The organism is Pseudomonas sp. LS.1a (genome assembly GCF_022533585.1).
Taxonomy (GTDB): Bacteria; Pseudomonadota; Gammaproteobacteria; order Pseudomonadales; family Pseudomonadaceae; genus Aquipseudomonas.
The window spans coordinates 4,337,276-4,360,043 of sequence record NZ_CP092827.1; the positions used below are offsets into that span (position 1 = coordinate 4,337,276).

The 22,768-nt window shown below is 64.6% G+C and carries 21 protein-coding genes; 11 read left to right on the top strand and 10 right to left on the bottom strand.

Features of this window, described 5'->3' with window-relative positions; translation table 11 throughout:
* Nucleotides 1-92 precede the first annotated feature (92 nt).
* From MKK04_RS20020 to MKK04_RS20040, 5 genes are all read right to left on the bottom strand, one after another.
* Nucleotides 93-1,025: a D-2-hydroxyacid dehydrogenase gene (locus MKK04_RS20020; RefSeq protein ID WP_207830807.1), complete on the bottom strand. Its 933-nt coding sequence runs from the start codon at nt 1,023-1,025 to the stop codon at nt 93-95.
* A 2-nt stretch (nt 1,026-1,027) separates the two neighbouring features.
* Nucleotides 1,028-1,321 carry a YcgL domain-containing protein gene (locus MKK04_RS20025; protein WP_063912980.1) on the bottom strand — a complete coding sequence of 98 codons (294 nt, stop codon included), beginning with the start codon at nt 1,319-1,321 and terminating at the stop codon, nt 1,028-1,030.
* Nucleotides 1,318-2,451, bottom strand: a complete 1,134-nt coding sequence (gene rnd / locus MKK04_RS20030) for a ribonuclease D (RefSeq protein ID WP_207830805.1) — start codon at nt 2,449-2,451, stop codon at nt 1,318-1,320. Before rnd ends, MKK04_RS20025 begins: the two co-directional genes overlap by 4 nt.
* 200 nt (nt 2,452-2,651) lie before the next feature.
* Nucleotides 2,652-4,289, bottom strand: coding sequence for a phosphoethanolamine transferase (locus tag MKK04_RS20035; RefSeq protein ID WP_241105916.1), 1,638 nt, complete (start codon nt 4,287-4,289; stop codon nt 2,652-2,654).
* Between the two features lie 164 nt (nt 4,290-4,453).
* Nucleotides 4,454-4,819: a 5-carboxymethyl-2-hydroxymuconate Delta-isomerase gene (locus MKK04_RS20040; RefSeq protein ID WP_207830800.1), complete on the bottom strand. Its 366-nt coding sequence runs from the start codon at nt 4,817-4,819 to the stop codon at nt 4,454-4,456.
* Between the two features lie 117 nt (nt 4,820-4,936).
* Between MKK04_RS20040 and MKK04_RS20045 the strand changes: the two genes are divergently transcribed.
* Nucleotides 4,937-5,173, top strand: coding sequence for a YdcH family protein (locus MKK04_RS20045; protein WP_207830797.1), 237 nt, complete (start codon nt 4,937-4,939; stop codon nt 5,171-5,173).
* Between the two features lie 123 nt (nt 5,174-5,296).
* Here the strand turns inward: MKK04_RS20045 and MKK04_RS20050 are convergent, their stop codons facing one another.
* Nucleotides 5,297-6,478, bottom strand: coding sequence for a trans-sulfuration enzyme family protein (locus MKK04_RS20050; protein ID WP_063912985.1), 1,182 nt, complete (start codon nt 6,476-6,478; stop codon nt 5,297-5,299).
* 92 nt (nt 6,479-6,570) lie between these two features.
* Here MKK04_RS20050 and MKK04_RS20055 point away from each other — a divergent pair, with 92 nt between their 5' ends.
* Nucleotides 6,571-7,032: an Lrp/AsnC family transcriptional regulator gene (locus MKK04_RS20055; RefSeq protein ID WP_046616476.1), complete on the top strand. Its 462-nt coding sequence runs from the start codon at nt 6,571-6,573 to the stop codon at nt 7,030-7,032.
* 117 nt (nt 7,033-7,149) lie between these two features.
* On the opposite strand, the gene MKK04_RS20060 is transcribed toward MKK04_RS20055, so the two are convergent.
* Complete coding sequence (locus tag MKK04_RS20060) at nt 7,150-9,480, bottom strand: FdhF/YdeP family oxidoreductase (RefSeq protein ID WP_207830795.1); 2,331 nt, start codon at nt 9,478-9,480, stop codon at nt 7,150-7,152.
* Between the two features lie 339 nt (nt 9,481-9,819).
* On the opposite strand from MKK04_RS20060, the gene moaA reads away from it, so the two are divergent.
* Together moaA and MKK04_RS20070 are read left to right on the top strand one after the other, a co-directional pair.
* Nucleotides 9,820-10,824 carry a GTP 3',8-cyclase MoaA gene (moaA, locus tag MKK04_RS20065; protein ID WP_207830792.1) on the top strand — a complete coding sequence of 335 codons (1,005 nt, stop codon included), beginning with the start codon at nt 9,820-9,822 and terminating at the stop codon, nt 10,822-10,824.
* A gap of 20 nt (nt 10,825-10,844) precedes the next feature.
* Complete coding sequence (locus MKK04_RS20070; protein ID WP_207830788.1) at nt 10,845-11,744, top strand: bestrophin family protein; 900 nt, start codon at nt 10,845-10,847, stop codon at nt 11,742-11,744.
* 130 nt (nt 11,745-11,874) lie between these two features.
* On the opposite strand, the gene moaB is transcribed toward MKK04_RS20070, so the two are convergent.
* Nucleotides 11,875-12,414 (bottom strand): molybdenum cofactor biosynthesis protein B, encoded by a 540-nt coding sequence (gene moaB / locus MKK04_RS20075; RefSeq protein ID WP_241105917.1) that lies wholly within the window; start codon nt 12,412-12,414, stop codon nt 11,875-11,877.
* 140 nt (nt 12,415-12,554) lie between these two features.
* On the opposite strand from moaB, the gene MKK04_RS20080 reads away from it, so the two are divergent.
* Nucleotides 12,555-13,442: a LysR family transcriptional regulator gene (locus tag MKK04_RS20080; protein ID WP_207830786.1), complete on the top strand. Its 888-nt coding sequence runs from the start codon at nt 12,555-12,557 to the stop codon at nt 13,440-13,442.
* Here the strand turns inward: MKK04_RS20080 and MKK04_RS20085 are convergent.
* Nucleotides 13,430-14,212 (bottom strand): AraC family transcriptional regulator, encoded by a 783-nt coding sequence (locus MKK04_RS20085; RefSeq protein ID WP_207830783.1) that lies wholly within the window; start codon nt 14,210-14,212, stop codon nt 13,430-13,432. The two genes, MKK04_RS20080 and MKK04_RS20085, sit on opposite strands and share 13 nt — an antisense overlap.
* A gap of 378 nt (nt 14,213-14,590) precedes the next feature.
* Between MKK04_RS20085 and MKK04_RS20090 the strand changes: the two genes are divergently transcribed.
* The 5 genes from MKK04_RS20090 (at nt 14,591) to MKK04_RS20110 (ending at nt 21,133) form a co-directional block, all read left to right on the top strand.
* Nucleotides 14,591-16,207 (top strand): APC family permease, encoded by a 1,617-nt coding sequence (locus MKK04_RS20090; protein ID WP_063912991.1) that lies wholly within the window; start codon nt 14,591-14,593, stop codon nt 16,205-16,207.
* 23 nt (nt 16,208-16,230) lie between these two features.
* Nucleotides 16,231-17,157: a 4-hydroxyproline epimerase gene (locus tag MKK04_RS20095; RefSeq protein ID WP_241105918.1), complete on the top strand. Its 927-nt coding sequence runs from the start codon at nt 16,231-16,233 to the stop codon at nt 17,155-17,157.
* A 44-nt stretch (nt 17,158-17,201) separates the two neighbouring features.
* A complete protein-coding gene (locus tag MKK04_RS20100; RefSeq protein ID WP_063912993.1) occupies nt 17,202-18,149 on the top strand; it encodes a dihydrodipicolinate synthase family protein in 948 nt (315 codons plus the stop codon).
* Between the two features lie 156 nt (nt 18,150-18,305).
* Entirely contained in the window at nt 18,306-19,883 is a 1,578-nt protein-coding gene (locus tag MKK04_RS20105; RefSeq protein ID WP_233693761.1) for an aldehyde dehydrogenase (NADP(+)), read from the top strand.
* A gap of 2 nt (nt 19,884-19,885) precedes the next feature.
* Nucleotides 19,886-21,133, top strand: coding sequence for an NAD(P)/FAD-dependent oxidoreductase (locus MKK04_RS20110; RefSeq protein ID WP_241105919.1), 1,248 nt, complete (start codon nt 19,886-19,888; stop codon nt 21,131-21,133).
* 123 nt (nt 21,134-21,256) lie between these two features.
* Here MKK04_RS20110 and xenA read toward each other — a convergent pair whose 3' ends face one another.
* A complete protein-coding gene (xenA, locus tag MKK04_RS20115; protein WP_233687523.1) occupies nt 21,257-22,348 on the bottom strand; it encodes an NADH:flavin oxidoreductase/NADH oxidase in 1,092 nt (363 codons plus the stop codon).
* A 50-nt stretch (nt 22,349-22,398) separates the two neighbouring features.
* On the opposite strand from xenA, the gene MKK04_RS20120 reads away from it, so the two are divergent.
* Nucleotides 22,399-22,734 carry an ArsR/SmtB family transcription factor gene (locus tag MKK04_RS20120; protein ID WP_207830768.1) on the top strand — a complete coding sequence of 112 codons (336 nt, stop codon included), beginning with the start codon at nt 22,399-22,401 and terminating at the stop codon, nt 22,732-22,734.
* The last annotated feature ends 34 nt before the right edge of the window (nt 22,735-22,768 follow it).

The window sequence follows — 22,768 nt, forward strand, 5'->3', positions numbered from 1 at the left end:
CGCTCCCACAGGTGCCCCACAGAACCTGAGGGCCATGGAGACCCTGTGGGAGCGGGTTTACCCGCGAAGAGGCCGGCACAGGCATTACAAATTCAGTAGCCCCGGGCGAAGTCCACTTCCCCACGCAATGCCTGCCCCGCCGCAAACGCCCGCACATTCTCGACAAACAACCGCACCATCGCCGCCGGCGAGGTAGGCGCCGAGCTGTGCCCGGTCAGCAGCAGGCCCCACGCCGTCCAGAACGGATGCTGCCTGGGCAGTGGCTCCTGCCGGCAGACATCGATCACCGCCCCCGCCAGGTGCCCTTCCTTCAGCGCTTCGACCAGGTCGGCGTCGACCACCGCCACCCCACGCCCGGCATTGATGAACAGCGCCGTGGGCTGGAAGCATTTGAACAACGCCGCGTCATACAGGTCGTGGGTGGCCGGGGTATCGGGCAGCAGGTTGAGCACGTAGTCGGCCTGGCCAACCATGCGCGGCAGGTCGGCCAGCGCCGCTACCTCGACGAACGGCGCCTGCTCGCGGGCGCTGCTGGCAACGCCATACAGCACCACGCCGAACGCCTGCAGGAACTCGGCCACCCGCTGACCAATGTCGCCAGTGCCGACGATCAGCACCTTGCGCCCCTCCAGGGTACGCCCCGGGCGATCATCCCACCGCCGCTCCACCTGGCTGACCAGGCGCGACAGCACCTCGCGCTCATGGCCGAGCATGTAGGTGAGCATGTACTCGGCCATCACCTGGCCAAAGATGCCCACGGCGCGGGTCAGGCGATAGTCACGCGGCAGGCCCTCGGCCAGCAGCGGAGTGATACCGGCCCAGGTGGATTGCATCCAGCCCGGCTTGTGGCCCTGGCGCAGCAGGCTTGCCAGCAGGTCCGGCTGGCCCAGCCACACCGGGCACTGCGGCGCCTGGAGGGCCAGTTCGGCGGAGTCACCGCTGGTGAGGATTTCCAGTTCAGGTGCGGCTGCGCGCAAAATCTCGGCGTATCGAGCATGATCATGCTCAGCAATCAGTACTCGCATGATCAGGCCGGGTCGTTACGTCGCAGCAACTCTTCGGGCAGGTGCTCGATGTAGTCGTCTTCCGGCGGCGGCATCTGCAGGTGGTAACCCTGGTTGTCGAGGTTTTCCAGCACCTTGGCGATGTCCTCGCGGGCCAGCTTGCGCTCGGGGGTCAACACCAGGTCAAAGGCATGCATGGGCGTGCCGAAGAACGGCAGCAGGCCTTCGGGCACGCGCTCCAGGCCGTCGGCCTTGAGCACGTAAAGGTACATTTCGTTCTTGCGGGGGCTCTTGTAGATAGAGCAAATGCGTTTCATCGGGTCTCTCCGGCGCCTGCCAGGCTGTCCAGCAGGGCCTGGCCCATACGCTCACGGCGCCAGCCGCGCAGCGAATCGGGCAATTGATAGGGGCCATTGGGGTAGCCGCTCTTGAGCAGCGCTTCCAGGGCTTTCTTGCGCAGCATCAGCTCGGGGGCAATGCCCAGCCGCTCGCCTTCGGCCTGGCCGATGGCACGCAGCTGCTTGAGGATACCGGCGGCCTCGATTGGCAAAGGCTCGGGCAAGGCCTGGGGCCATTGCTCGGCTGGCAGGCTGGCGGCACGCTTGATCAGCTGGATGAGGAACTCACCGTCCTGACGAATGGTGCGCGGATGCATCTCGTCGATCTTGGCCAGCGCCGACAGGTTGTTCGGCTGGCTCTTGGCCATGGGCCACAGCGAGTGTTCCTTGAGGATGCGGTTGCGCGGCACGTCGCGGTTGCGCGCTTCACGCTCGCGCCAGGCGCACAGCTCACGCAGCACTGCCAGTTGCTGGGGGGCCAGCTTCCAGGCCAGCTTGACATCGCGGTACAGGCTCTCGGGCTCGACTTCGCGGCGCAATGCGGCCACCAGCTCGGCGCCGTCCTCCAGCACCCAGGCGTACTTGTCGTCACTCAGGCGCGGGCGCAACACAGTGAACAGCTCGGCCAGGTGCACGGCATCTTCGGCGGCATAGCTGACCTGGGTATCGGACAGTGGGCGCTGCAACCAGTCGGAGCGGGTTTCGCCCTTGGGCAGTTCGATGCCCAGCACTTCCTGCACCAGGCGCGAATAGCCCATGGAGAAGCCCAGGTTCAGGTAACCGGCGGCCAGCTGGGTGTCGAACAGCGGCTGTGGCAGTTTGCCGGTCAGGCGCAGCAGCACTTCGAGGTCTTCGCTGCAGGCATGCAGCACTTTGACCACCCCGCTGTCATCCAGCAGTTCGGCCAAGGGTTGCCAGTTGCCGATCAGCAGCGGGTCGATCAGGAAGGCACGCTGGCCGTCGCCGATCTGGATCAGCCCGGCTTTCGGGTAGAAGGTGTCGACCCGCATGAATTCGGTGTCGACGGCGACAAAGGGCAGCTGGTGCCAGTCGCGGCAGTGTTCGGCCAGGCTCTGGTCGTCACGGATCCAGTGTATTTCGATAGCCACGAGGCTCTCCCACTAACATTGGCGCGCAGTATATACGGCGCGGGCACTGCTGGTGAAACCCGGGCCATCCTTGATATCGATCAGTGGTGCTGTTGTGCATGTTCAGTGCGCAATATCCGCAAGCTTCGCGATCCCTGTGGGAGCGGGCATGCCCGCTCCCACAAAGACCGCGCAAGCCCAAGTATGGAACGCGCTTCGACTCAGCGCTTGGCGGCCAGCCACGGCCGGCAGCTGGCGAACATGTCCAGCGACTGCTGGTAGACCTCGGTGTGCACCTGCAACAGGCCGAGCATCGAGTGGAACAGGTTGTCCTGCGACAGCGGCGCATCGCTGAGCTTGGCCAGGCAGTCGGTGTCGACGCCGAAGTCCTCCTTGTAGCTGTCGGAGAACCAGGTCAGCAGCGGCACGTGCTTCTGCTGCTCGGGGGCGATGGCGTAAGGCGTGCCGTGCAGGAACAGGTTGTACTCACCCAGCGACTCGCCATGGTCGGACAGGTAGATCATCGCCGTGTCGACCTTGTCCTGCTTGCTGCGCAGGGTGTCGATCAGCGAGGCCAGCACCTTGTCGGTATAGGCCAGGGTGTTGTCGTAGCCGTTGATGATTTCCTGCTCGCTGCACTGGTCCAGCGCGTTGCTCTGGCACACCGGGGCAAAGCGCTGGTCGGCGCCGGGGTAGCGCTTGAAGTATTCAGGCCCGTGGCTGCCCATCTGGTGCAGCACCAGCACGGTGTCCTTGTCGAGGTTGTCGAGCAGCTCACCCAGGCCCTGCAGCAGGATCTGGTCATGGCATTCTCCGTCAGCGCACAGCTGCGGGTCCTTGAGGTTGCTGACATCGATGAACTGCACACGGTCGCAGGTGCCCTTGCAGCCCGACTGGTTGTCACGCCACTGCACCGCCAGGCCGGAACGCTGGAGGATGTCCAGTAACCCTTCGCGGTTCTTCGCCACGCGGGCATCGTAGTCCTTGCGCTTCATGCCAGAGAACATGCACGGCACCGAGACGGCGGTTTCCGTGCCGCAGGAGTGCACATCGGAGAACGCCAGCAGGCCCTGCTCTTTGGCAAGGTTCGGCGTGGTATCGCGGTTGTAGCCGAGCACGCCGAAGTGGTCTGCCCGCGCACTTTCGCCCACTACCAGTACGGTCAGCGACTTGCGTTCATGTTTTTGCCAGGCGGCATCACGCTTGGCATCTTCGCCAAAATGCTGGAAGGGCCGCGATGCGGTACCGACGCGCTCGCTGACATAACCGATGGAGGCACCCACGATATTGCTGGGGGTGAGCATCAGGCGCAGTTCGTGGTGATTGCGAAACAGCGACGACAGCCCCTGGTAGTTGACCAGTGCCACCGAGCCCAGGGCCACCACGCAGGCACCGCCAACCACCAGTTTGCCGAGCAGTTCACGGTGCCAGACGCGATAGGCGATCGGCGCCTTCCACAACAGTACCGAAGGCACTACACCGAGGCCCAGGATATACAAGGCAAACTTCAACGAAAGCAAGTCACGCACTTCCGCCACGTTGGTTTCCGCCATATTGCGGAACATACCCGCGTCAATAAGTACACCGTATTGGTTCATGAAGTAAGCCACCCCCGCGCCACTCATGAATAACACGACAAGTATTGGTTTCAATACATAACGGAAGGCGACCAGCGTAAGGATCAGGTTGAATGCGAACAACATCAGCACGGCAAACGCCAGGCTCAGCCAAAGCCCCGGCAAACCGGGCGGAACGATCTGTTCAAGGTGCTGCCAGAGGAAGACATTGAAGCCGATCAGCAGGTAAAGGCTGGCCAGCAGCGTGACCCATTCAGTCCGCAGGGATTTGAAGTTGAGCATTAGTGTTCGCAATCAAGAGTGATTATCAGCCCAAGGGCCTGCGCGGCACCGGGGAAACTGGGCTGAACTCTAGAAAGCGCACCATCAATTTTTTGTGAAAAAGACGCCAACAAATTCGTGAGCAGGCGCCTTTTCTACATTAAAAGAAGTTCATTCAGCACTGTTCAGCCTGGCAGGCGCGCCTTGGCGTATGGCTCGCGGTCGATGTCCAGCACTTCCACGCACAGCTGAATGTCCAGCCCGGGTTGCTCGGGAATGGCTTCACGCAGTACCTCCAGCAGGCTGGCGGACAGTTGCGTCTTCACCTCGGGCGAGCGCCCGCTGAGAATGGCCAGGCGCACATGGGCAAAGGCGCGCTCGCCTGGCGCGGTACCCACGCGAAACTGGCCGAAGGCCTGGGCGCGGCTCTTGATGTCGGCCTCGTCGGCAAACTGGCCACTGCCGACCAGGGCGTGGTTCAGGCGCAACAGCAGGGTATCGACGTTCAGCTCGCGCAGGTTGTCGCTGTATTCCAGGTTCAGGTGGGGCATGGTGCAGGTTCCGGGTCACGGGAGAGATGCGACAGCCTAACCCAGTCCCCTACCTGCGCAAAGGCGACTATCCTCAAAGGTCAGAACCATTCGCCAACCCCCGACAGAGGTGAAGAAATGCCAGTTCCGCATGATCTGCTCGCTGACCTGCACGTTACCGCTGATGCATTCCAGGCGCTCATCGACAAGGACCAGACGCTGCACTCACTGCACAAGGAATACAACGCCAAAGACAAGGAGGTGGTCGCCGCCGAAAGCAACGGTACCAACGACGAGGCCGTCAACCGCCTGCGCAAGGAGCGGTTGCTGATCAAGGACAAGATCGAACGGATCATTCATCCGCCCAAATCCTGACAGGAATTCATTGAATCCACCGACCTCTTCGCGGGTGAACCCGCTCCCACAGGTACAGCGCCAGCCCTGATGGCAGCCGAGTCCCTGTGGGAGCGGGTTTACCCGCGAAGAGGCCAGCAGCCCTTACACAGCAGCCGCAGCCTTCAACGCCCCATCCAGGTCCTCGACCAGGTCGCGGTAATCCTCGATCCCCACCGACAACCGCAGCAGGTTCTCGCTGATCCCCATCACGCCCTTCTGCTCCGGGCTCAGCGAGCAGTGCGACATGCTCCAGGAGTGGTTGATCATGCTCTCCACCCCGCCCAGCGAGTCGGCCAGCACGAAGATCTGCAGCGCCTCGACCAGCCGATTGAGCGCGGCCCGGTCGCCCTTGACCTTCATCGCCACCACCGCCCCGCCACTGCGCATCTGGCGTTTGCACAGCTCATGCTGCGGGTGGCTTTCCAGCCCCGGGTAATACACCTGCTCGATCTGCGCGTGGCTTTCGAGGAAGCGCGCTACCTGCAGGGCATTGGCACACTGGCGCTCCATGCGCACATCCAGGGTCTTCAGGCCGCGCAGGGCCAGGTAGCAGTCGAACGGCCCCTGCACCGCGCCAATCGCCATGCTGATTCGGCGCAGGCGCGCCAACAGCGCATCATTGGCGGCTACCACCACGCCACCGGTAAGGTCGGAGTGGCCGCCGATGTACTTGCTGGCCGAGTGCATCACCAGGTCCACACCCAGGGTGATGGGGCGCTGGTTCCATGGCGAGCAGAAGGTGTTGTCGATGCAGGTAAGGATGCCCCGCGCCTTGGCCAGGTCGCACACAGCCTTGATATCGACCAGGTGCAACAAAGGGTTGGTCGGCGATTCGATCCAGATCAGCTGGGTTTCCGGCTTGATGGCGGCAGCCACCGCCTCGAGGTCGTTGAGGTCGACGTAGGTGGTGGTCAGGCCCGAGGTGCGGCTACGGTAGTCTTCGAGGATGCGGAAAGTACCGCCGTACACACCGTTCATCACCACCACGTGGGCATCCTTGGGCAGCAGCTCCAGCACGGTGGCGGTGGCGTTCACACCCGAGGCGCAGGCAACCGCGCCCACCCCTTCTTCCAGGGCGGCGACACAGGTTTCGTAGGCATGCCGGGTGGGGTTGCCGACGCGGCTGTAGGAGTATTCCGGTTTGTCATCCAGGCTGCGCTTGGTGAACGAGCTGGCGGTGACGATCGCCGGAAAGATAGCGTTATCGGCGACGCTGAACTGCTCACCGGCGTGAATGGTACGGGTGGCGAAATTGCGCGGCTTGTCGGACATGGTCAGGCCCATTGGCAGAATGAAAGTTGCCACTATCGCACAACCCAAATCTTCTGGCCTTGGGGTAATCTGTGAAAAATTTTTCTCCACGGCCCACATGCAATATGGACAGCTTCGACCAGCACATTCTCACCCTGCTTCAGCGCGACGCCTCGATCTCGCTCAAGGACCTGGCAGAGGCCGTCAACCTGTCCACCACGCCGTGCTGGAAGCGGGTCAGGCGCCTGGAGGAGGACGGCTACATTGTCGGCCGCGTTGCCCTGCTGGACCCGCAACGGCTGGGGCTGGGGCTGACGGTGTTCGTCCAGCTCAAGACCCAGCGCCACGACAGCGCCTGGCTGGAGCAGTTTGCCGCGACCGTGACCGGGTTCGAGGAAGTGATGGAGTTCTACCGCATGTCGGGGGACTGGGATTACATGCTGCGGGTGGTGGTGGGGGATATTGCGGCGTATGACCGGTTCTACAAGAAGCTGATTACCAGTACTGATGGGCTGTCGAACATTACTTCCAGTTTTGCCATGGAGCAGATGAAGTACACCACGGCTTACCCGGTGCATCGTTCCTGATCGGTGCTGGATGCTTCGCGGGTAAACCCGCTCCCACAAGGATCACCGCTGCCCTCAGGCCTGTAAGGTCCCTGTGGGAGCGGGTTTACCCGCGAAGAGGCCAGCACAGGCAACCCATCATTCCGAAGCAAGCACCGCCGCGATCCGGTTCCCCGCCTTGGCTTTCTCCACCTTGATCGCCACGAACTTCGAGGTCGGCGTATAAGTCCCCTCGCCGTAGCTTTCCAGCGGCACCAGCGGGTTGGTCTCCGGGTAATAGGCCGCCGCCTGCCCTTCGGGCACGTCATACGCCACCAGGCGGAAGCCCGACACCCGCCGCTCCACGCCATCCTCCCACAGCGACACCAGGTCGACGTGCTCGCCTGGCTCGAAGCCCATCCGGCGGATGTCGACCTCGTTGACGAACACCACTTCACGCAGGCCGAACACCCCGCGATAACGGTCGTCCAGGCCATACAGGGTGGTGTTGTACTGGTCGTGCGAACGCAGGGTCTGCAGGATCAGGTCGGGCTTGTCACCGCGCGCCAGCACCTTGGCATTCACCAGTTGCTCCGGCAGCAGGTGCGGGCTGAAGCGCGCCTTGCCAGTGGCCGTGCGCCAGGTACGGTCGGCGGCGTTGTTGCCCAGGTGGAAGCCGCCCGGGTGTTGCAGGCGCTCGTTGAAATCGGTAAAGCCGGGGATCACATCGGCAATCATGCTGCGGATACGGCCGTAGTCGGCAACAGCGTACTCCCAGTCGATCGGCTGCTTGCCCAGGGTCGCCTGGGCCATGCCGGCGATGATCCAAGGCTCCGAGCGCAGGTGCGGCGAGCGCGGGCGCAGCTGGCCGTGGGAGATGTGCACCATGCTGAAGGTGTCCTCCACGGTCACGCCTTGCGGCCCGCTGGCCTGCATGTCGATTTCGGTACGGCCCAGGCACGGCAGGATCAGCGCGTCGCGGCCGGTGACCAGGTGCGAGCGGTTGAGCTTGGTGGAAATCTGCACGGTCAGCGCGCAATTGCGCATGGCCGCATGGGTGCGCGGCGTATCCGGCGTAGCCTGGGCAAAGTTGCCACCCAGGCCGATGAACACCTTGGCCCGCCCCTCTTCCATGGCCTTGATCGCCAGCACCGCGTTGTGCCCGTGGGCGCGCGGCACGCGGAACCGGAAGCGTTTTTCAATGGCATCGAGCAGTGCCGCCCCGGGCTTCTCGTCGATGCCCATGGTGCGGTCGCCCTGCACGTTGCTGTGGCCACGCACCGGTGACAGGCCGGCGCCGGGCTTGCCAACGTTACCGCGCAGCAGCTGCAGGTTGACGATTTCCTGAACGGTCGGCACCGAGTGGCGGTGCTGGGTGACGCCCATGGCCCAGCACATGATCACCCGCTCGGCCTTGCGGTACATGCGCGCGGCCAGTTCGATCTCGGCCTGGGTCAGGCCCGACTGCTCGACGATGTGCGCCCAGGGCGTGGCATCCACGGCTTCCAGGTATGCGTCGATGCCACTGGTGTGCTCGGCGATGAAGGCATGGTCGAACACCGCCGGTTCGCCCTTGGCCTGGGCTTCACGCTCCCACTGCAGCAGGTACTTGGCAATACCGCGCATCACCGCCATGTCGCCACCCAGTGCCGGGCGGAAGTAGGCAGTGTTGGTTGGCTCGGAGCCATTGCTGAGCATCTCGAACGGGTGCTGCGGGTGCTGGAAGCGCTCCAGGCCGCGCTCCTTGAGTGGGTTGAAGCAGACCACCTGGGCACCACGCTTGACCGCTTCACGCAGCGGTTCGAGCATACGCGGGTGGTTGGTGCCGGGGTTCTGGCCGATGACGAAGATGGCGTCGGCCAGTTCCAGGTCGTGGAACACCACGGTGCCCTTGCCCACGCCCAGGGTTTCCGACATGCCCACGCCGCTGGCCTCATGGCACATGTTCGAGCAGTCGGGGAAGTTGTTGGTGCCGTAGGCGCGGACGAACAGCTGGTAGAGGAACGCCGCCTCGTTGCTGGCCCGGCCCGAGGTGTAGAACTCGGCCTGGTCGGGCGATTCGAGAGCGCGCAAATGTTGGGCAACCAGCGCGAAGGCTTCTTCCCAACTGGTTTCCACATAGTGGTCGGTGGCCGCGTCGTAGCGCATCGGGTGGGTCAGGCGGCCCTGGTACTCCAGCCAGTAGTCGGTCTGCTCGGCCAGCGCACTGACGCTGTACCTGGCGAAGAACGCCGGGTCCACCGAGCGGCCGGTGGCCTCCCAGTTGACCGCCTTGGCGCCGTTTTCGCAGAACTTGACCATGTCGTTTTCCGGCGACTCGCCCCAGGCGCAGCCGGGGCAGTCGAAGCCGCCGTTCTGGTTGGTCTTGAGCATGGCCCGCAGGTTCTTGAAGGCATTGTCGCTGCCCAGCCAGCTCTTGGTCACGCTCTTGAGCGCACCCCAGCCGGCGGCGGCGCCCTTGTAGTCCCTGATATGTTGGTCCTGGCTCATGCGGTGAATCCTCACGCTTCGATGCTTTTTTTCAGCCTATGGAGCGTGGGGTAGAGCCGTCCAATCGAAAGATCTTACGGGGTGATAGGCGGTTTCGATCATGGGCTGGAACCGCGTCACGGCCTTCGCGGGTGAACCCGCTCCCACAGGGCCCCCACAGGTTTCGAGTCCTGCGCTTTACCTGTGGGAGCGGGTTTACCCGCGAATTGGGCGACGCGATGAAATACGTGGCCTGCAGCCATGATAGAGGCCATCGATCAATCGGTCGGACAAAGCAATTTGACGGCCCTGCGCCCAAGTTATAGCTTGAATCGAGTCCCAAGCCATTCGAGCGCGAACGTGGAACAGAACAGCCGGGCCCTGATCGACGGCTTCAACCGGAAAATCGACTACCTGCGGATGTCGGTCACCGACCGCTGCGACTTCCGTTGCGTGTACTGCATGGCCGAAGACATGCAGTTCCTGCCGCGCCAGCAAATCCTCAGCCTCGAGGAACTGTTCCAGGTAGCCGAGCGCTTCGTCGCCCTTGGCACCCGCAAAATTCGCCTGACCGGTGGCGAGCCTCTGGTGCGCCGGGGCATCGTCGACCTGTGCGGGCGCATCGCCGCCCTGCCCGGCCTGCGCGAGTTGTGCCTGACCAGCAACGGCTCGCAACTCGGGCGCCTGGCCCAGCCGCTGTTCGACGCTGGCGTGACGCGCCTGAACATCAGCCTCGACAGCCTGGACGCAGACCGTTTCAAGCAACTGACCCGCACCGGCGACCTGCACCAGGTAATCGCCGGCATCGACGCCGCCCGCCAGGCCGGCTTCAAGCGCACCAAGCTCAACTGCGTGGTGCTCAAGGGCCGCAACGACCATGAACTGGTCGACCTGGTGCGCTTTGCCATCGACCGCGAGCTGGACATCACCTTCATCGAAGAAATGCCCTTGGGCGTGATCAGCGAACATGAACGCGGCGAGTCGTTCTGCTCCAGCGATGAAGTACGCGCGCTGCTGGCCGAGCAGTTCACCCTGGTCGAATCGACCGAGTCGTCCCAGGGCCCGGCCCGCTACTGGCGCCTGGCCGAAGCCGCCAACACTCGGGTCGGCTTCATTTCGCCACACAGCCACAACTTCTGCGCCACCTGCAACCGCGTGCGCCTCACCGTCGAAGGCCGCCTGCTGCTGTGCCTGGGCAATGAACACTCGGTAGACCTGAAACAGGTGCTGCGCGCCCACCCCGGCGACCCCGAACGCCTGGAAAAGGCCATTCGTGACTCGTTGCACCTCAAGCCCTACCGCCATCACTTCGAAGTCGGTGGCGACGTGCAGATCCTGCGTTTCATGAACATGACCGGCGGCTAGGCAGCCGTCCCTGGATTTCCATGATCGTCCATCCCACCCCCGATGTGCTGCGTGTGCTGTTCACACTCAAGGGATCGATCGTCAAGCGCATTGCCCTGCGCTGCCTGACGATCACCCTGCTGGCCGCGCTGATCGTGTTGGTCGAGCGGCATTTCCCGGCGTTTTTCTACCCGGTCAGCGCCACCCCGTTCACCTTGCTGGGCCTGTCACTGTCGATTTTCATGAGCTTTCGCAACAACGCCTGCTATGACCGCTGGTGGGAGGGGCGCAAGGCCTGGGGCAAGCTGATCATCGAAACCCGCTCGTTCGTGCGCGAAAGCCTGGTGATTACCGACGAACCCCTGCGTGCCGAACTGTTGCGCAGCCTGTGCGGCTTTGCCCATGCGCTGAATGCTCGGCTGCGCAGCGAGGACGAACTGGCCGCCGCCCGGCCCTGGCTGGCCCGCCCCGAGGTGATCAGCCCGCACAATGTATGCGACGCTATCCTTCGCGAAGTTGGCGGGCATTGCTCGCGGCTGGCTGAACGGCAGCAGATCAGTGACTGGCGCTACAGCCTGCTGGAGCAGCGGCTGGTGGGCCTGACCGAAGTGCAGGCCACCTGCGAGCGGATCAAGGGCACGCCGTTGCCATTCCCCTACACACTGTTGCTGCACCGCACCATCTACATCTTCTGCCTGCTGCTGCCGTTTGCCCTGGCCGAGCCGCTGGGCTGGCTGGCACCGCTATTCACCACCATCGTGGGGTACACGTTCTTCGGGCTGGATGCGATTGGCAACGAACTGGAGGACCCGTTCGGGCGCGATGAGAACGACCTGCCGACCGATGCCATGGTACGGACCGTGGAGCGCGATGTGCTGGCGGGGTTGGGAGAACAACAGCTGCCGCCGGCGTTGTTGCCTGTAGACCATGTATTGAGCTGACCGAATGCAGTGGCCTGTGCCGGCCCTTTCGCGGGTAAACCCGCTCCCACAGGGCCCCCACAGGTTTCGAACCCTGCGCGTTACCTGTGGGAGCGGGTTTACCCGCGAAGAGGCCGGTACAGGAGAAAACTCAGCCCCGGCTTGCGCAGGCCTCGATCGGTTTCAGGTGCTTGACGAAGTTGCACGGCCGGTGCCGCGCATCCAGCTGCTCCGCCAGGATGCCCTCCCACGCCGTACGGCAGGCCCCGGTGGCCCCCGGCAGGCAGCACACCAACGTGCGGTTGGACAGCCCGGCCAGCGCCCGGCTCTGCACGGTCGAGGTACCGATATCGAGAATCGACAGGGCCCGGAACAGTTCGCCAAAGCCATCGATGCGCTTGTCCAGCAGGCACTCGACCGCTTCCGGCGTGCTGTCACGGCCGGTAAAACCAGTACCGCCCGTGATCAGCACCACCTGCACCTGCTCGTCGGCAATCCAGGTGGCGACCTGGGCGCGAATCTTGTAAAGGTCGTCCTTGAGCAACGCCCGCGCCACCAGGCGGTGACCAATCTCTACCGAGCGGCTGGCCAGCAGCTCACCGGAGGTGTCGTTGTCGTAGGTACGGGTGTCGCTGACAGTCAGCACGGCGATATTGAGCGGTACGAAGACCGCGTCGGGTTGGACACGCACGGGGAGGCTCCTTGAGTGGCATTGCCGCCACGCTAGAGGCATGGCCCAGGAGCGTCCAATCGATATGGCGTACCGACTGATCAATGACATCTATCGCAGACGTGGGTTAAGGTCTGCACAACCCGCTACCAGGCACTTCCATGGACATCAAGCAGCTCAAATTCCTCATCGCCCTCGACCAGACCCGCCACTTCGGCCAGGCGGCGGCGCTGTGCCATATCACCCAGCCGACGCTGTCCATGCGCCTGCGCAACCTGGAAGACGAACTGGACCTGGTGCTGGTCAAGCGTGGCCAGCGCTTCGAGGGTTTCACCGAGGCCGGCGAGCGCATCCTGGCCTGGGCCCGCACCCTGCTCGCCGCGCACGACGGCCTGCAGGCCGAAGCCGCCAGCTGCCGTGGCCAGGTGGTCGGCAGCCTGCGCCTGGGCACGGTGCCGCTGGCCAGTTTCAACCCCATGCACCTGTTGCTGCCGCTGCGTGAAAAATACCCTGAACTGCACTTCCAGCTCAGTTCGCTCAGCTCGGAACAGATCATCGACGGACTCAGCCGCAACCAGCTCGACCTGGGCATCTGCTACCTCGACCAGGTCAACACCAGCTTCTTCGAAGTGATCGAACTGGGCACCACCACCATGGGCCTGCTGCACGATACCCGGCACTTCCAGTTCACCAGCGATACCCTGCGCTGGGACGAGCTGGGCGACATTCCGCTGGGCCTGCTGAGCAAAGGCATGCATTACCGCCAGTCGCTGGACCTGAGTTTCCGCAGCCGTGGCCTGGAGCCGAATGCGGTGCTGGAAAGCGACTCGAGCTTCCAGCTGATCCAGGCCATCAACACCGGCATGTGCTGCGCGGTCATGCCACTGGACTGCGGCCTGGAAGACCTGAGCGAGCACCTGCGCATCCTGCCGGTGGCCGACGCCGCGATCCACAGCCCGGTCGGCCTGCTGCTGCGCCGTAGCGAGCCGCGTTCGGCCATTGCCGAGCAGTGCTTCGATGAGGCGCGGGCGCTGTTTCAGGCCAGCTGAGCGCTGGTCGCCTGGCGGTACTGGCGCGGGGTGAAGCCGGTCAGTTGCTTGAACTGGCGGCTGAAGGCGCTGTGGTCGGTATAGCCGCAGCGCATCGCCACATCAGTGATCGGCATTTCCGAGTGGAGCAGGCGGTGAGCGTGTTCCAGGCGCGCCTTGTGGATCATCTGCCTTGGCGTGAGGTGGAACACTCGCTTGCAGTAACGCTCCAGCTGGGCCACGGAGATGCCGGCGATACGGGTCAGCTCGCCCATGCTGATCGGCTGGTGGAAATGCCGGCGGATATGCTCGTCCACCGCGGCTAGGCGCTGGTACGCGGGGTGGCTGTCGGCGGCTGATTGCAAATCGACCGAGATGCCGACCAGGCCGATGATCTCGCCGGCCTGGTTGTACAGCGGGCGCTTGTGGGTCAGGCACCAGCCAGGCTCGCGGCTGCCGTACAGGTGCAGTTCCAGCTGGTCTGCCAATACCAACCCTTCCTTGAGTACACGACGATCCTGCTCGGTGTAGCCGGGGCCCAGCTGTGCCGGGAACACTTCGGCGCTGGTCTTGCCTAGCAGCGGTTGCAGGCGCTTGAGGCCGCAGCGCTGTACCAGGGTGTTGTTGGCCAGCACGTAGCGGGCGGCCGGGTCCTTGATGAAGATCGCGGCGTTGGGGATGGCGTCGAGGATTGGCAACAGCAGGGATACGCCGGCGAGCAGCGCCTCGAGGCTGGCGGGGCGGTGCTGGTCGAGGGACTGGTACAGGGTTGCCAGGGGGGTGTTGGTCATCTGCTCTGTCTCGGTCTGCTGTGCCGGCCCTTTCGCGGGTAAACCCGCTCCCACAGGTACTGCGCAGCCCTCGAAGCTGCGGGGGTACCTGTGGGAGCGGGTTTACCCGCGAAAGGGCCGGCACAGCGAGTAAATGTCTACAACCCTTATGCGGTATGGCTTACAGCCTATTCACCCCCCGTTCCTCTCGCCACTGTTTTTCTGCAACTGTGCCGATTTCGTCATCAGCCCTGCAGAAAACCATCAAGATCCGCCGCCCTGATCGGTCCACTCTATGCCCCACGCAAGCCGCCCCAAGTCCTACAAGAGCGCGGCCCAAAAAGCCGCATCTCGTGACATCAGACCTGCCTATCCAATAACCAACAAAAAGGCGAACCCATGTCAGGCAAATTCAAAAAACAGTTGTCATTGCTGGACCTCACCTTCATCGGCCTAGGCGCCATCTTCGGCTCCGGCTGGCTGTTCGCCGCCAGCCACGTCTCGGCCATCGCCGGCCCGGCCGGCATCCTGTCCTGGTTCCTTGGCGGCTTCGCCGTGCTGTTGCTGGGCATCGTCTATTGCGAACTGGGCGCTGCCCTGCCGCGCGCCGGGGGCGTGGTGCGCTACCCGGTTTACTCCCACGGCCCGCTGCTGGGCTACCTGATGGGCTTCATTACCCTGATCGCCTTTTCCAGCCTGATCGCCATCGAAGTGGTCGCCTCGCGCCAATACGCCGCCGCCTGGTTCCCCGGGCTGACCAAGGCCGGCTCCAGCGACCCGACCGTGCTCGGCTGGCTGGTGCAGTTCGCCCTGCTGGGGCTGTTCTTCTTCCTCAACTACCGCAGCGTGAAAACCTTCGCCAAGGCCAACAACCTGGTCAGTGTGTTCAAGTTCATCGTGCCGCTGCTGGTAATCGGCGTGCTGTTCACCTTCTTCAAGCCGGAAAACTTCGAGGTCCAGGGCTTTGCCCCGTTCGGTCTGTCCGGTGTTGAAATGGCGGTATCGGCCGGTGGCATCATCTTCGCCTACCTGGGCCTGACACCGATCATTTCGGTGGCCAGCGAGGTGAAGAACCCGCAACGCACCATCCCGATCGCACTGATCCTCTCGGTACTGCTGTCCACCGCGATCTACGCCCTGCTGCAACTGGCCTTCCTTGGCAGCGTGCCAACCGAAATGCTGAGCAACGGCTGGGCCGCCGTGACCAAGGAACTGGCCCTGCCCTACCGTGACATCGCCCTGGCCCTGGGTGTGGGTTGGCTGGCCTACCTGGTGGTGGCCGACGCAGTGATCTCGCCCAGCGGCTGCGGCAACATCTACATGAACGCCACCCCGCGCGTGGTCTATGGCTGGGCGCAGACCGGCACCTTCTTCAAGTACTTCACCCGCATCGACGCCGAGTCCGGCATCCCGCGCCCGGCGCTGTGGCTGACCTTTGGCCTGTCGGTGTTCTGGACCCTGCCATTCCCGTCCTGGGAAGCACTGATCAACGTGGTTTCCGCCGCCCTGGTACTGAGCTACGCCGTGGCCCCGGTCACCGTCGCCGCCCTGCGCCGCAACGCCCCCGACATGCCGCGCCCGTTCCGGGTCAAGGGCATGGGCGTGCTCGGCCCGCTGTCGTTCATCATCGCCGCGCTGATCGTGTACTGGTCGGGCTGGAAGACCGTGTCATGGCTGCTGGCCCTGCAGATCGTGATGTTCGTGCTGTACCTGCTGTGCGGCCGCTTCGTGCCGACCCAGCACCTGTCGCTGGCCCAGCAAGTGCGCTCGTCGGCGTGGCTGATCGGCTTCTACGCAGTGACCATCCTGCTGTCGTGGCTGGGCAGCTTCGGCGGCCTGGGAGTGCTCGGCCACCCGTTCGACACCGTGGTCGTGGCCGCTTGTGCGCTGGGCATCTACTACTGGGGCGCGGCCACCGGCGTGCCTGCCCACCTGGTGCGCCTGGAGGGTGAGGATGAAAGCGAAGCCTCTGCCGAAAGCTACCCAGGCCAGCGCCCTGCCGCCGTCGCCTCCTGACCCACTCCGGAATGGACAAGCTCATGAAACAGATTCACGTCATCGACTCCCACACCGGCGGCGAACCCACCCGCCTGGTGATGAAAGGCTTCCCGCAACTGCATGGCCGCAGCATGGCCGAGCAACGCGACGAACTGCGCGAGCTGCACGACCAATGGCGCCGCGCCTGCCTGCTGGAACCACGTGGCAACGATGTGCTGGTCGGTGCGCTGTACTGCCCACCGGTGTCGGCCGACGCCACATGCGGGGTGATCTTCTTCAACAACGCTGGCTACCTGAACATGTGCGGCCACGGCACCATCGGCCTGATCGCCTCGCTGCAACACCTGGGCCTGATCGCACCGGGCGTGCACAAGATCGACACCCCGGTCGGCCAGGTCAGCGCCACCCTGCATGAAGACGGCGCCATCACCGTCGGCAACGTGCCGTCCTATCGCTACCGCCAGCAGGTGCTGGTGGACGTGCCCGGCCATGGCCTGGTGCGCGGCGACATCGCCTGGGGTGGCAACTGGTTTTTCCTCGTCTCCGAACACGGCCAGCGCATCGAACTGGCCAACCGCGAGGCGCTGACCGAATACACCTGGGCCATGCTCAAGGCCCTCGAAGCCCAGGGCATCACCGGTGAAAACGGTGCCCCCATCGACCACGTCGAACTGTTTGCCGACGACGCCAACGCCGACAGCCGCAACTTCGTGATGTGCCCCGGCAAGGCCTACGACCGCTCGCCCTGCGGCACCGGCACCAGCGCCAAGCTGGCCTGCCTGGCCGCCGACGGCAAGCTCGACGAAGGCCAGACCTGGGTTCAGGCCAGCATCACCGGCAGCCAGTTCCATGGCCGCTACGAGCGCGACGGCGAACGCATTCGCCCGTTCATCACCGGCCGCGCCTACATGACCGCCGACAGCACCCTGCTGATCGACGAACAGGACCCGTTCGCCTGGGGCATCTGACCCCGGCTTTTTCCAAAAAACGAATAGTGCGAGGAGTAACAACAATGACCAACAATATCTTCACCGGCACCATGCCCGCCCTGATGACCCCCTGCACCGCCGAGCGCAAGCCGGACTTCGACGCCCTGGTGCGCAAGGGCCGCGAGCTGATCGAGGCCGGCATGAGCGCCGTGGTGTACTGCGGCTCGATGGGCGACTGGCCGCTGCTGACCGAGGCCGAGCGCCAGGAAGGCGTGGCACGCCTGGTGGCCGCCGGCATCCCGACCATCGTCGGTACCGGCGCGGTGAACACCCGTGAGGCGGTATCTCACGCCGCCCACGCGGCCAAGGTCGGTGCCGCCGGCCTGATGGTCATCCCCCGCGTACTCAGCCGCGGTGCCTCGCTGATTGCCCAGAAGCACCACTTCTCGGCCATCCTGGCAGCCGCGCCGAAGCTGCCGGCGGTGATCTACAACAGCCCGTACTACGGCTTCGCCACCCGCGCCGACCTGTTTTTCGAACTGCGCCGCGAGTTCCCCAACCTGATCGGCTTCAAGGAGTTCGGCGGTGGCGCCGACCTGCGCTATGCCGCCGAACACATCACGTCCAAGGATGACGACGTGACCCTGATGGTTGGCGTGGACACCCAGGTGGTGCATGGCTTCGTCAACTGCAACGCCACGGGCGCTATCACCGGCATCGGCAACGCCCTGCCGCGTGAGGTGCTGCACCTGGTGAGCCTGAGCAAGCAGGCGGCCAAGGGTGACGCCAAGGCCCGCCGCCTGGCACGGGAACTGGAAGCGGCGCTGGCGGTGCTGTCGTCGTTCGATGAGGGCTGCGACCTGGTGCTGTACTACAAGCACCTGATGGTGCTGAACGGCGACAGCGAATACAGCCTGCACTTCAACGAAACCGACCTGCTGACCGACGCCCAGCGCAATTATGCCGAGCAGCAGTACGCGCTGTTCCGCACCTGGTACGCCAGCTGGTCGGCCGAGCAGAACATCGCCTGATCGCCTGATTCAGGCCGAGCCGCAGCCCCTGTGGGAGCGGGTTCACCCGCGAACACCGGCGAAGCCGGTGCCAGGCACCGAGTCGCCTGCTTCGCGGGTAAACCCGCTCCCACAAGAGCTGCGGTCTCCCTTGATATTGATTCCAAAGGAGGCCCCATGACCCTCACAGGCAACCTGCTGATCGGCCAGACACCGGTAACCGGCAGCCGCGAAGCCATCCGTGCCATCGACCCGGCCACCGGCCAGGCGCTGGAACCGGCCTACCTCGGTGGCAGCAGCGAACACGTAACCCAGGCCTGCGCCTTGGCCTGGGCGGCGTTCGATAGCTACCGCGAAACCTCGCTCGAACAACGGGCACAATTCCTCGAAACCATCGCCGCGCAGATCGAAGCGCTGGGCGATGCCCTGATCGACCGCGCCGTGGCCGAAAGCGGCCTGCCCAAGGCGCGCATCCAGGGCGAACGTGGCCGCACCTGCACCCAACTGCGCACCTTCGCCCGCGTGGTACGGGCCGGCGAATGGCTGGATGTGCGGGTCGACAACGCGCTGCCCGAGCGCCAGCCCCTGCCGCGTGCCGACCTGCGCCAGCGCCAGGTGGCCCTGGGGCCGGTGGCCGTATTCGGCGCCAGCAATTTCCCCTTGGCCTTCTCGGTGGCCGGTGGCGACACCGCCTCGGCCCTGGCTGCCGGTTGCCCGGTGGTGGTCAAGGCCCACGGCGCCCACCCGGGCACCAGCGAGCTGGTAGGCCAGGCAGTGGCACAAGCAGTGAAGCAATGCGGCTTGCCGGCCGGCGTGTTTTCGCTGTTGTACGGCTCCGGTCGTGAAGTGGGCATTGCGCTGGTCAGCGACCCGCGCATCAAGGCCGTTGGCTTTACCGGCTCGCGCAGCGGCGGCATTGCGCTGTGCCGGGCGGCCCAGGCCCGCCCGGAGCCAATCCCGGTGTACGCCGAAATGAGCTCGATCAACCCGGTGTTCCTGTTCGACGGTGCCCTGCAAGCCCGCGCCGAGGCACTGGCTCAAGGCTTCGTCGCCTCGCTGACCCAGGGCGCCGGCCAGTTCTGCACCAACCCCGGCCTGGTGATAGCCCGCCAAGGGCCCGACTTGCAGCGTTTCATCAACGCCGCCAGCGAACACGTGCGCCAGGCTGCTGCACAGACCATGCTCACCCCAGGCATCTTCAGTGCCTACCAGGCCGGTGTCGGCGCCCTGGCCGCAAACGCCAATGCCCAGACCGCCGCCAGTGGCCAGGCCGGGCAAGGCCCCAACCAGTGCCAGGCGCAGCTGTTCGTGACCCAGGCCGAAGCGTTCCTCGCCGATCCGGCGTTGCAGGCTGAGGTCTTCGGCGCGGCGTCGCTGGTGGTGGCCTGCGCCAACGATGAGCAGGTCCGCCAGGTGGCCGAGCATCTGGAAGGCCAACTGACCGCCACCCTGCAACTGGACGATGCCGACATCGACAACGCCCGCGCCCTGCTGCCGACCCTTGAGCGCAAGGCTGGCCGCATTCTGGTCAATGGCTGGCCGACCGGTGTAGAGGTATGCGACGCGATGGTCCACGGCGGGCCGTTCCCGGCCACCTCCGACGCCCGCACCACCTCGGTGGGCACGGCGGCAATCCTGCGCTTCCTGCGCCCGGTGTGCTACCAGGACTTCCCCGATGCCCTGCTGCCGCCGGCGCTGAAACACGGCAACCCGCTGCAACTGCGGCGCCTGCTCGACGGTAAACGGGAAGGCTGAGCATGGTCGAAACCGCTGAAACCGATATCGCCGTGGTCGGCGCCGGCATTGTCGGCGTCGCCTGTGCCCTGCAACTGGCCCGCCAGGGCCGCCGGGTAACCCTGGTCGACCGCCAGGCACCCGGCCAGGGCGCGTCCTACGGCAACGCCGGGCACCTGGCTACCGAGCAGGTATTCCCGATTGCCGACCTGTCGATCCTCAAACGCCTGCCGCGCATGCTGCTGGACCCGATGGGCCCGCTACGCCTGGACTGGAAGTACCTGCCCAAGGCCATGCCCTGGTTCACCCGCCTGCTGCTCAACCTGCGCCCGGGCCCGTTTCAGCGCAGCGTGGCCGGCATTCGCACATTGAACGAAGGCAGCCTGGGTGCCTGGCAGCGGTTGCTGGGTTCGATCGGGCGCAGCGCACTGTTCCAGGAAGATGGCTCGTTGCTGGTGTTCGAACGGCCTGAGTCGCGCCAGGCGCTGGAGGCCTTGCGCGCACGCTTGCAACAGCAGGCGGTGCCGGTGGACTTCTGGTCGGCCGACACCGTGCGCGAGGCGGCGCCGCAGTTGAGCCCGTCACTGTTGGGCGGGCTGTTCTTTCCGCGTACCGGCCACTTCATCGATCCCTACCGGGTAGTGTGCGAATTGTTCGAAGCTGCCAAGGCCAGTGGTGTGCGCTTTGTCCAGGCACAGGTCGATGGCGGGCGGCTGCACAGCGGCGGAGTCAGCCTGGCCAGCGACCTGGGCACGCTCGATGCCCGCCAGGTGCTGATCAGTTGTGGCGCGCACTCTGCGCGGTTGACCGGCGCGCTGACCGGCAAGCAGGTGCCACTGGATACCGAGCGCGGCTACCACCTGATGTTGCCTGGCGAGCATCAGCGCCTGCCGTTTGCAGTCACATCGCTGGAACGCAAGTTCATCATGACGCCCATGGCCGAGGGTTTGCGCTTGGCCGGCACCGTGGAATTCGCCGGGCTGGACGCGCCGCCGAGCATGCAACGAGCGTGGCAGTTGCACCGGTTGAGCAAGGGCTTGTTCCAGCGGGACTTGAGTGTGGAGGGAGCGACGCCGTGGATGGGCTTCCGGCCTTCGTTGCCGGATTCGTTGCCGGTGATCGACCGGGTGTGTGACGGGCGGGTGCTGTTGGCGTTCGGGCATCAGCACCTGGGGTTGACCCAGGCGGCGGTGACGGCGGAGTGGGTGGGGCGGTTGGCTGACAGGGACAGTGGGGCTGATATGGCGGCTTACCGGTTGGACCGGTTTTAGCCTGTACTGGCCTCTTCGCGGGTGAACCCGCTCCCACAGGGATCGCACAGGCCTTGAGGGCAGTGGAGATCCTGTGGGAGCGGGTTTACCCGCGAATGGGCCGCAAAGCGGCCCCTTCATGCCTCAGCGATAACGCTCCAGCCAGTGCGCATACGGTGCCGGCAAGGTCCAGGAGGCTTTCTCCACCCCCAGCTCCTTGGCCGCAAAATATGCCCAGTGCGGGTCAGCCAGGTGCGCACGCCCTACCGACACCAGGTCCAGCTGGTTGGCCTGCAGCGCTGCTTCCGCCAGTTGCGGCGTACCAAAACCCCACGCCGAGGTCACCGGCAGCTTCGCCTCGCGGCGCACACGCTCGGCAATCGGCCCCATGAACGCCGGGCCCCACGGGATCTTGGTGTCAGGAATGGTGAAGCCGACACTCACGCTCAGCAGGTCAAGGCCACCGGCCTTGAAGCGGCGCGCCAGTTCGATCGACTCTTCCAGGGTCTGCTCATCGCGGCCATCGTATTCCAGCACACCAAAACGCGCGGTCAGTGGCAGGTTTTCTGGCCATACCTCACGCACCGCTGCCAGGGTTTCCAGCAAGAAGCGGCTACGGTTGTCGAAGCTGCCACCGTAGGCATCGGTACGCTTGTTGGAGTGTTCGGAGAAGAAGCTCTGGCCCAGGTAGCCATGGGCAAAGTGCAGTTCGATCCACTCGAAGCCGGCATCACGCGCCCGGCGGGCGGCATCGACGAAGTCCTGCTTGACCCGGGCGATGTCGTCCAGGGTCATCTCGCGCGGCACTTGCGGCAGGTGTGCACCGAAGGCGATGGCGGACGGGGCGATGGTTTCCCAGCCGCGGGGGTCGCCGGCAGCGATGTGGTCATCACCTTCCCACGGGCGGTTGGCGCTGGCCTTGCGCCCGGCATGGGCAATCTGGATACCCGGCACGGAACCGGCGGCCTTGATTGCCTGCACCACTGGCACGAAAGCCTGGGCGTGGGCATCGCTCCAGATACCGGCGCAACCGGGGGTGATGCGCCCTTCCGGGGCTACTGCAGTGGCCTCGACCACCAGCAGGCCGGCACCGCCACGGGCCAGACCGGCCAGGTGCACGTGGTGCCAGTCGTTGATCATGCCGTCCTCGGCCATGTACTGGCACATCGGCGGGATGGCAATGCGGTTGCGCAGGGTAACGTCCTTGAGGGTGTACGGTTCGAACAAGGCGGACATGGGCAAGCTCCTGGGCTATTTGATTACGATAGTTCGATCATAATCGAACTATGGCAATTAATGATAGCCCCGTTATCATGAACACCATGCGAGCTTATCAACATCCCAATTCCGAAGACCTCACCCTGGAACGCCTGCTCTATGCCCTGAGCGACCCGGTGCGCCTGGGTATCGTGCGCCACCTGGCGGGCGTGGCCGAAGCCAGCTGCGGCGAGCTGGACGGCGGCCGGCCGAAGTCGAGCATGTCCCACCACTTTCGCGTGCTGCGTGATGCGGGGTTGGTGCATACCCGCAATGTGGGGACTACCCATATGAATTCGTTGCGTAGCGAGATGCTGGGGGAGCGGTTTCCCGGGTTGCTGGACTGCATTCTGCGGCAGCAATGATTTTCCTGTGCCGGCCTCTTCGCGGGTAAACCCG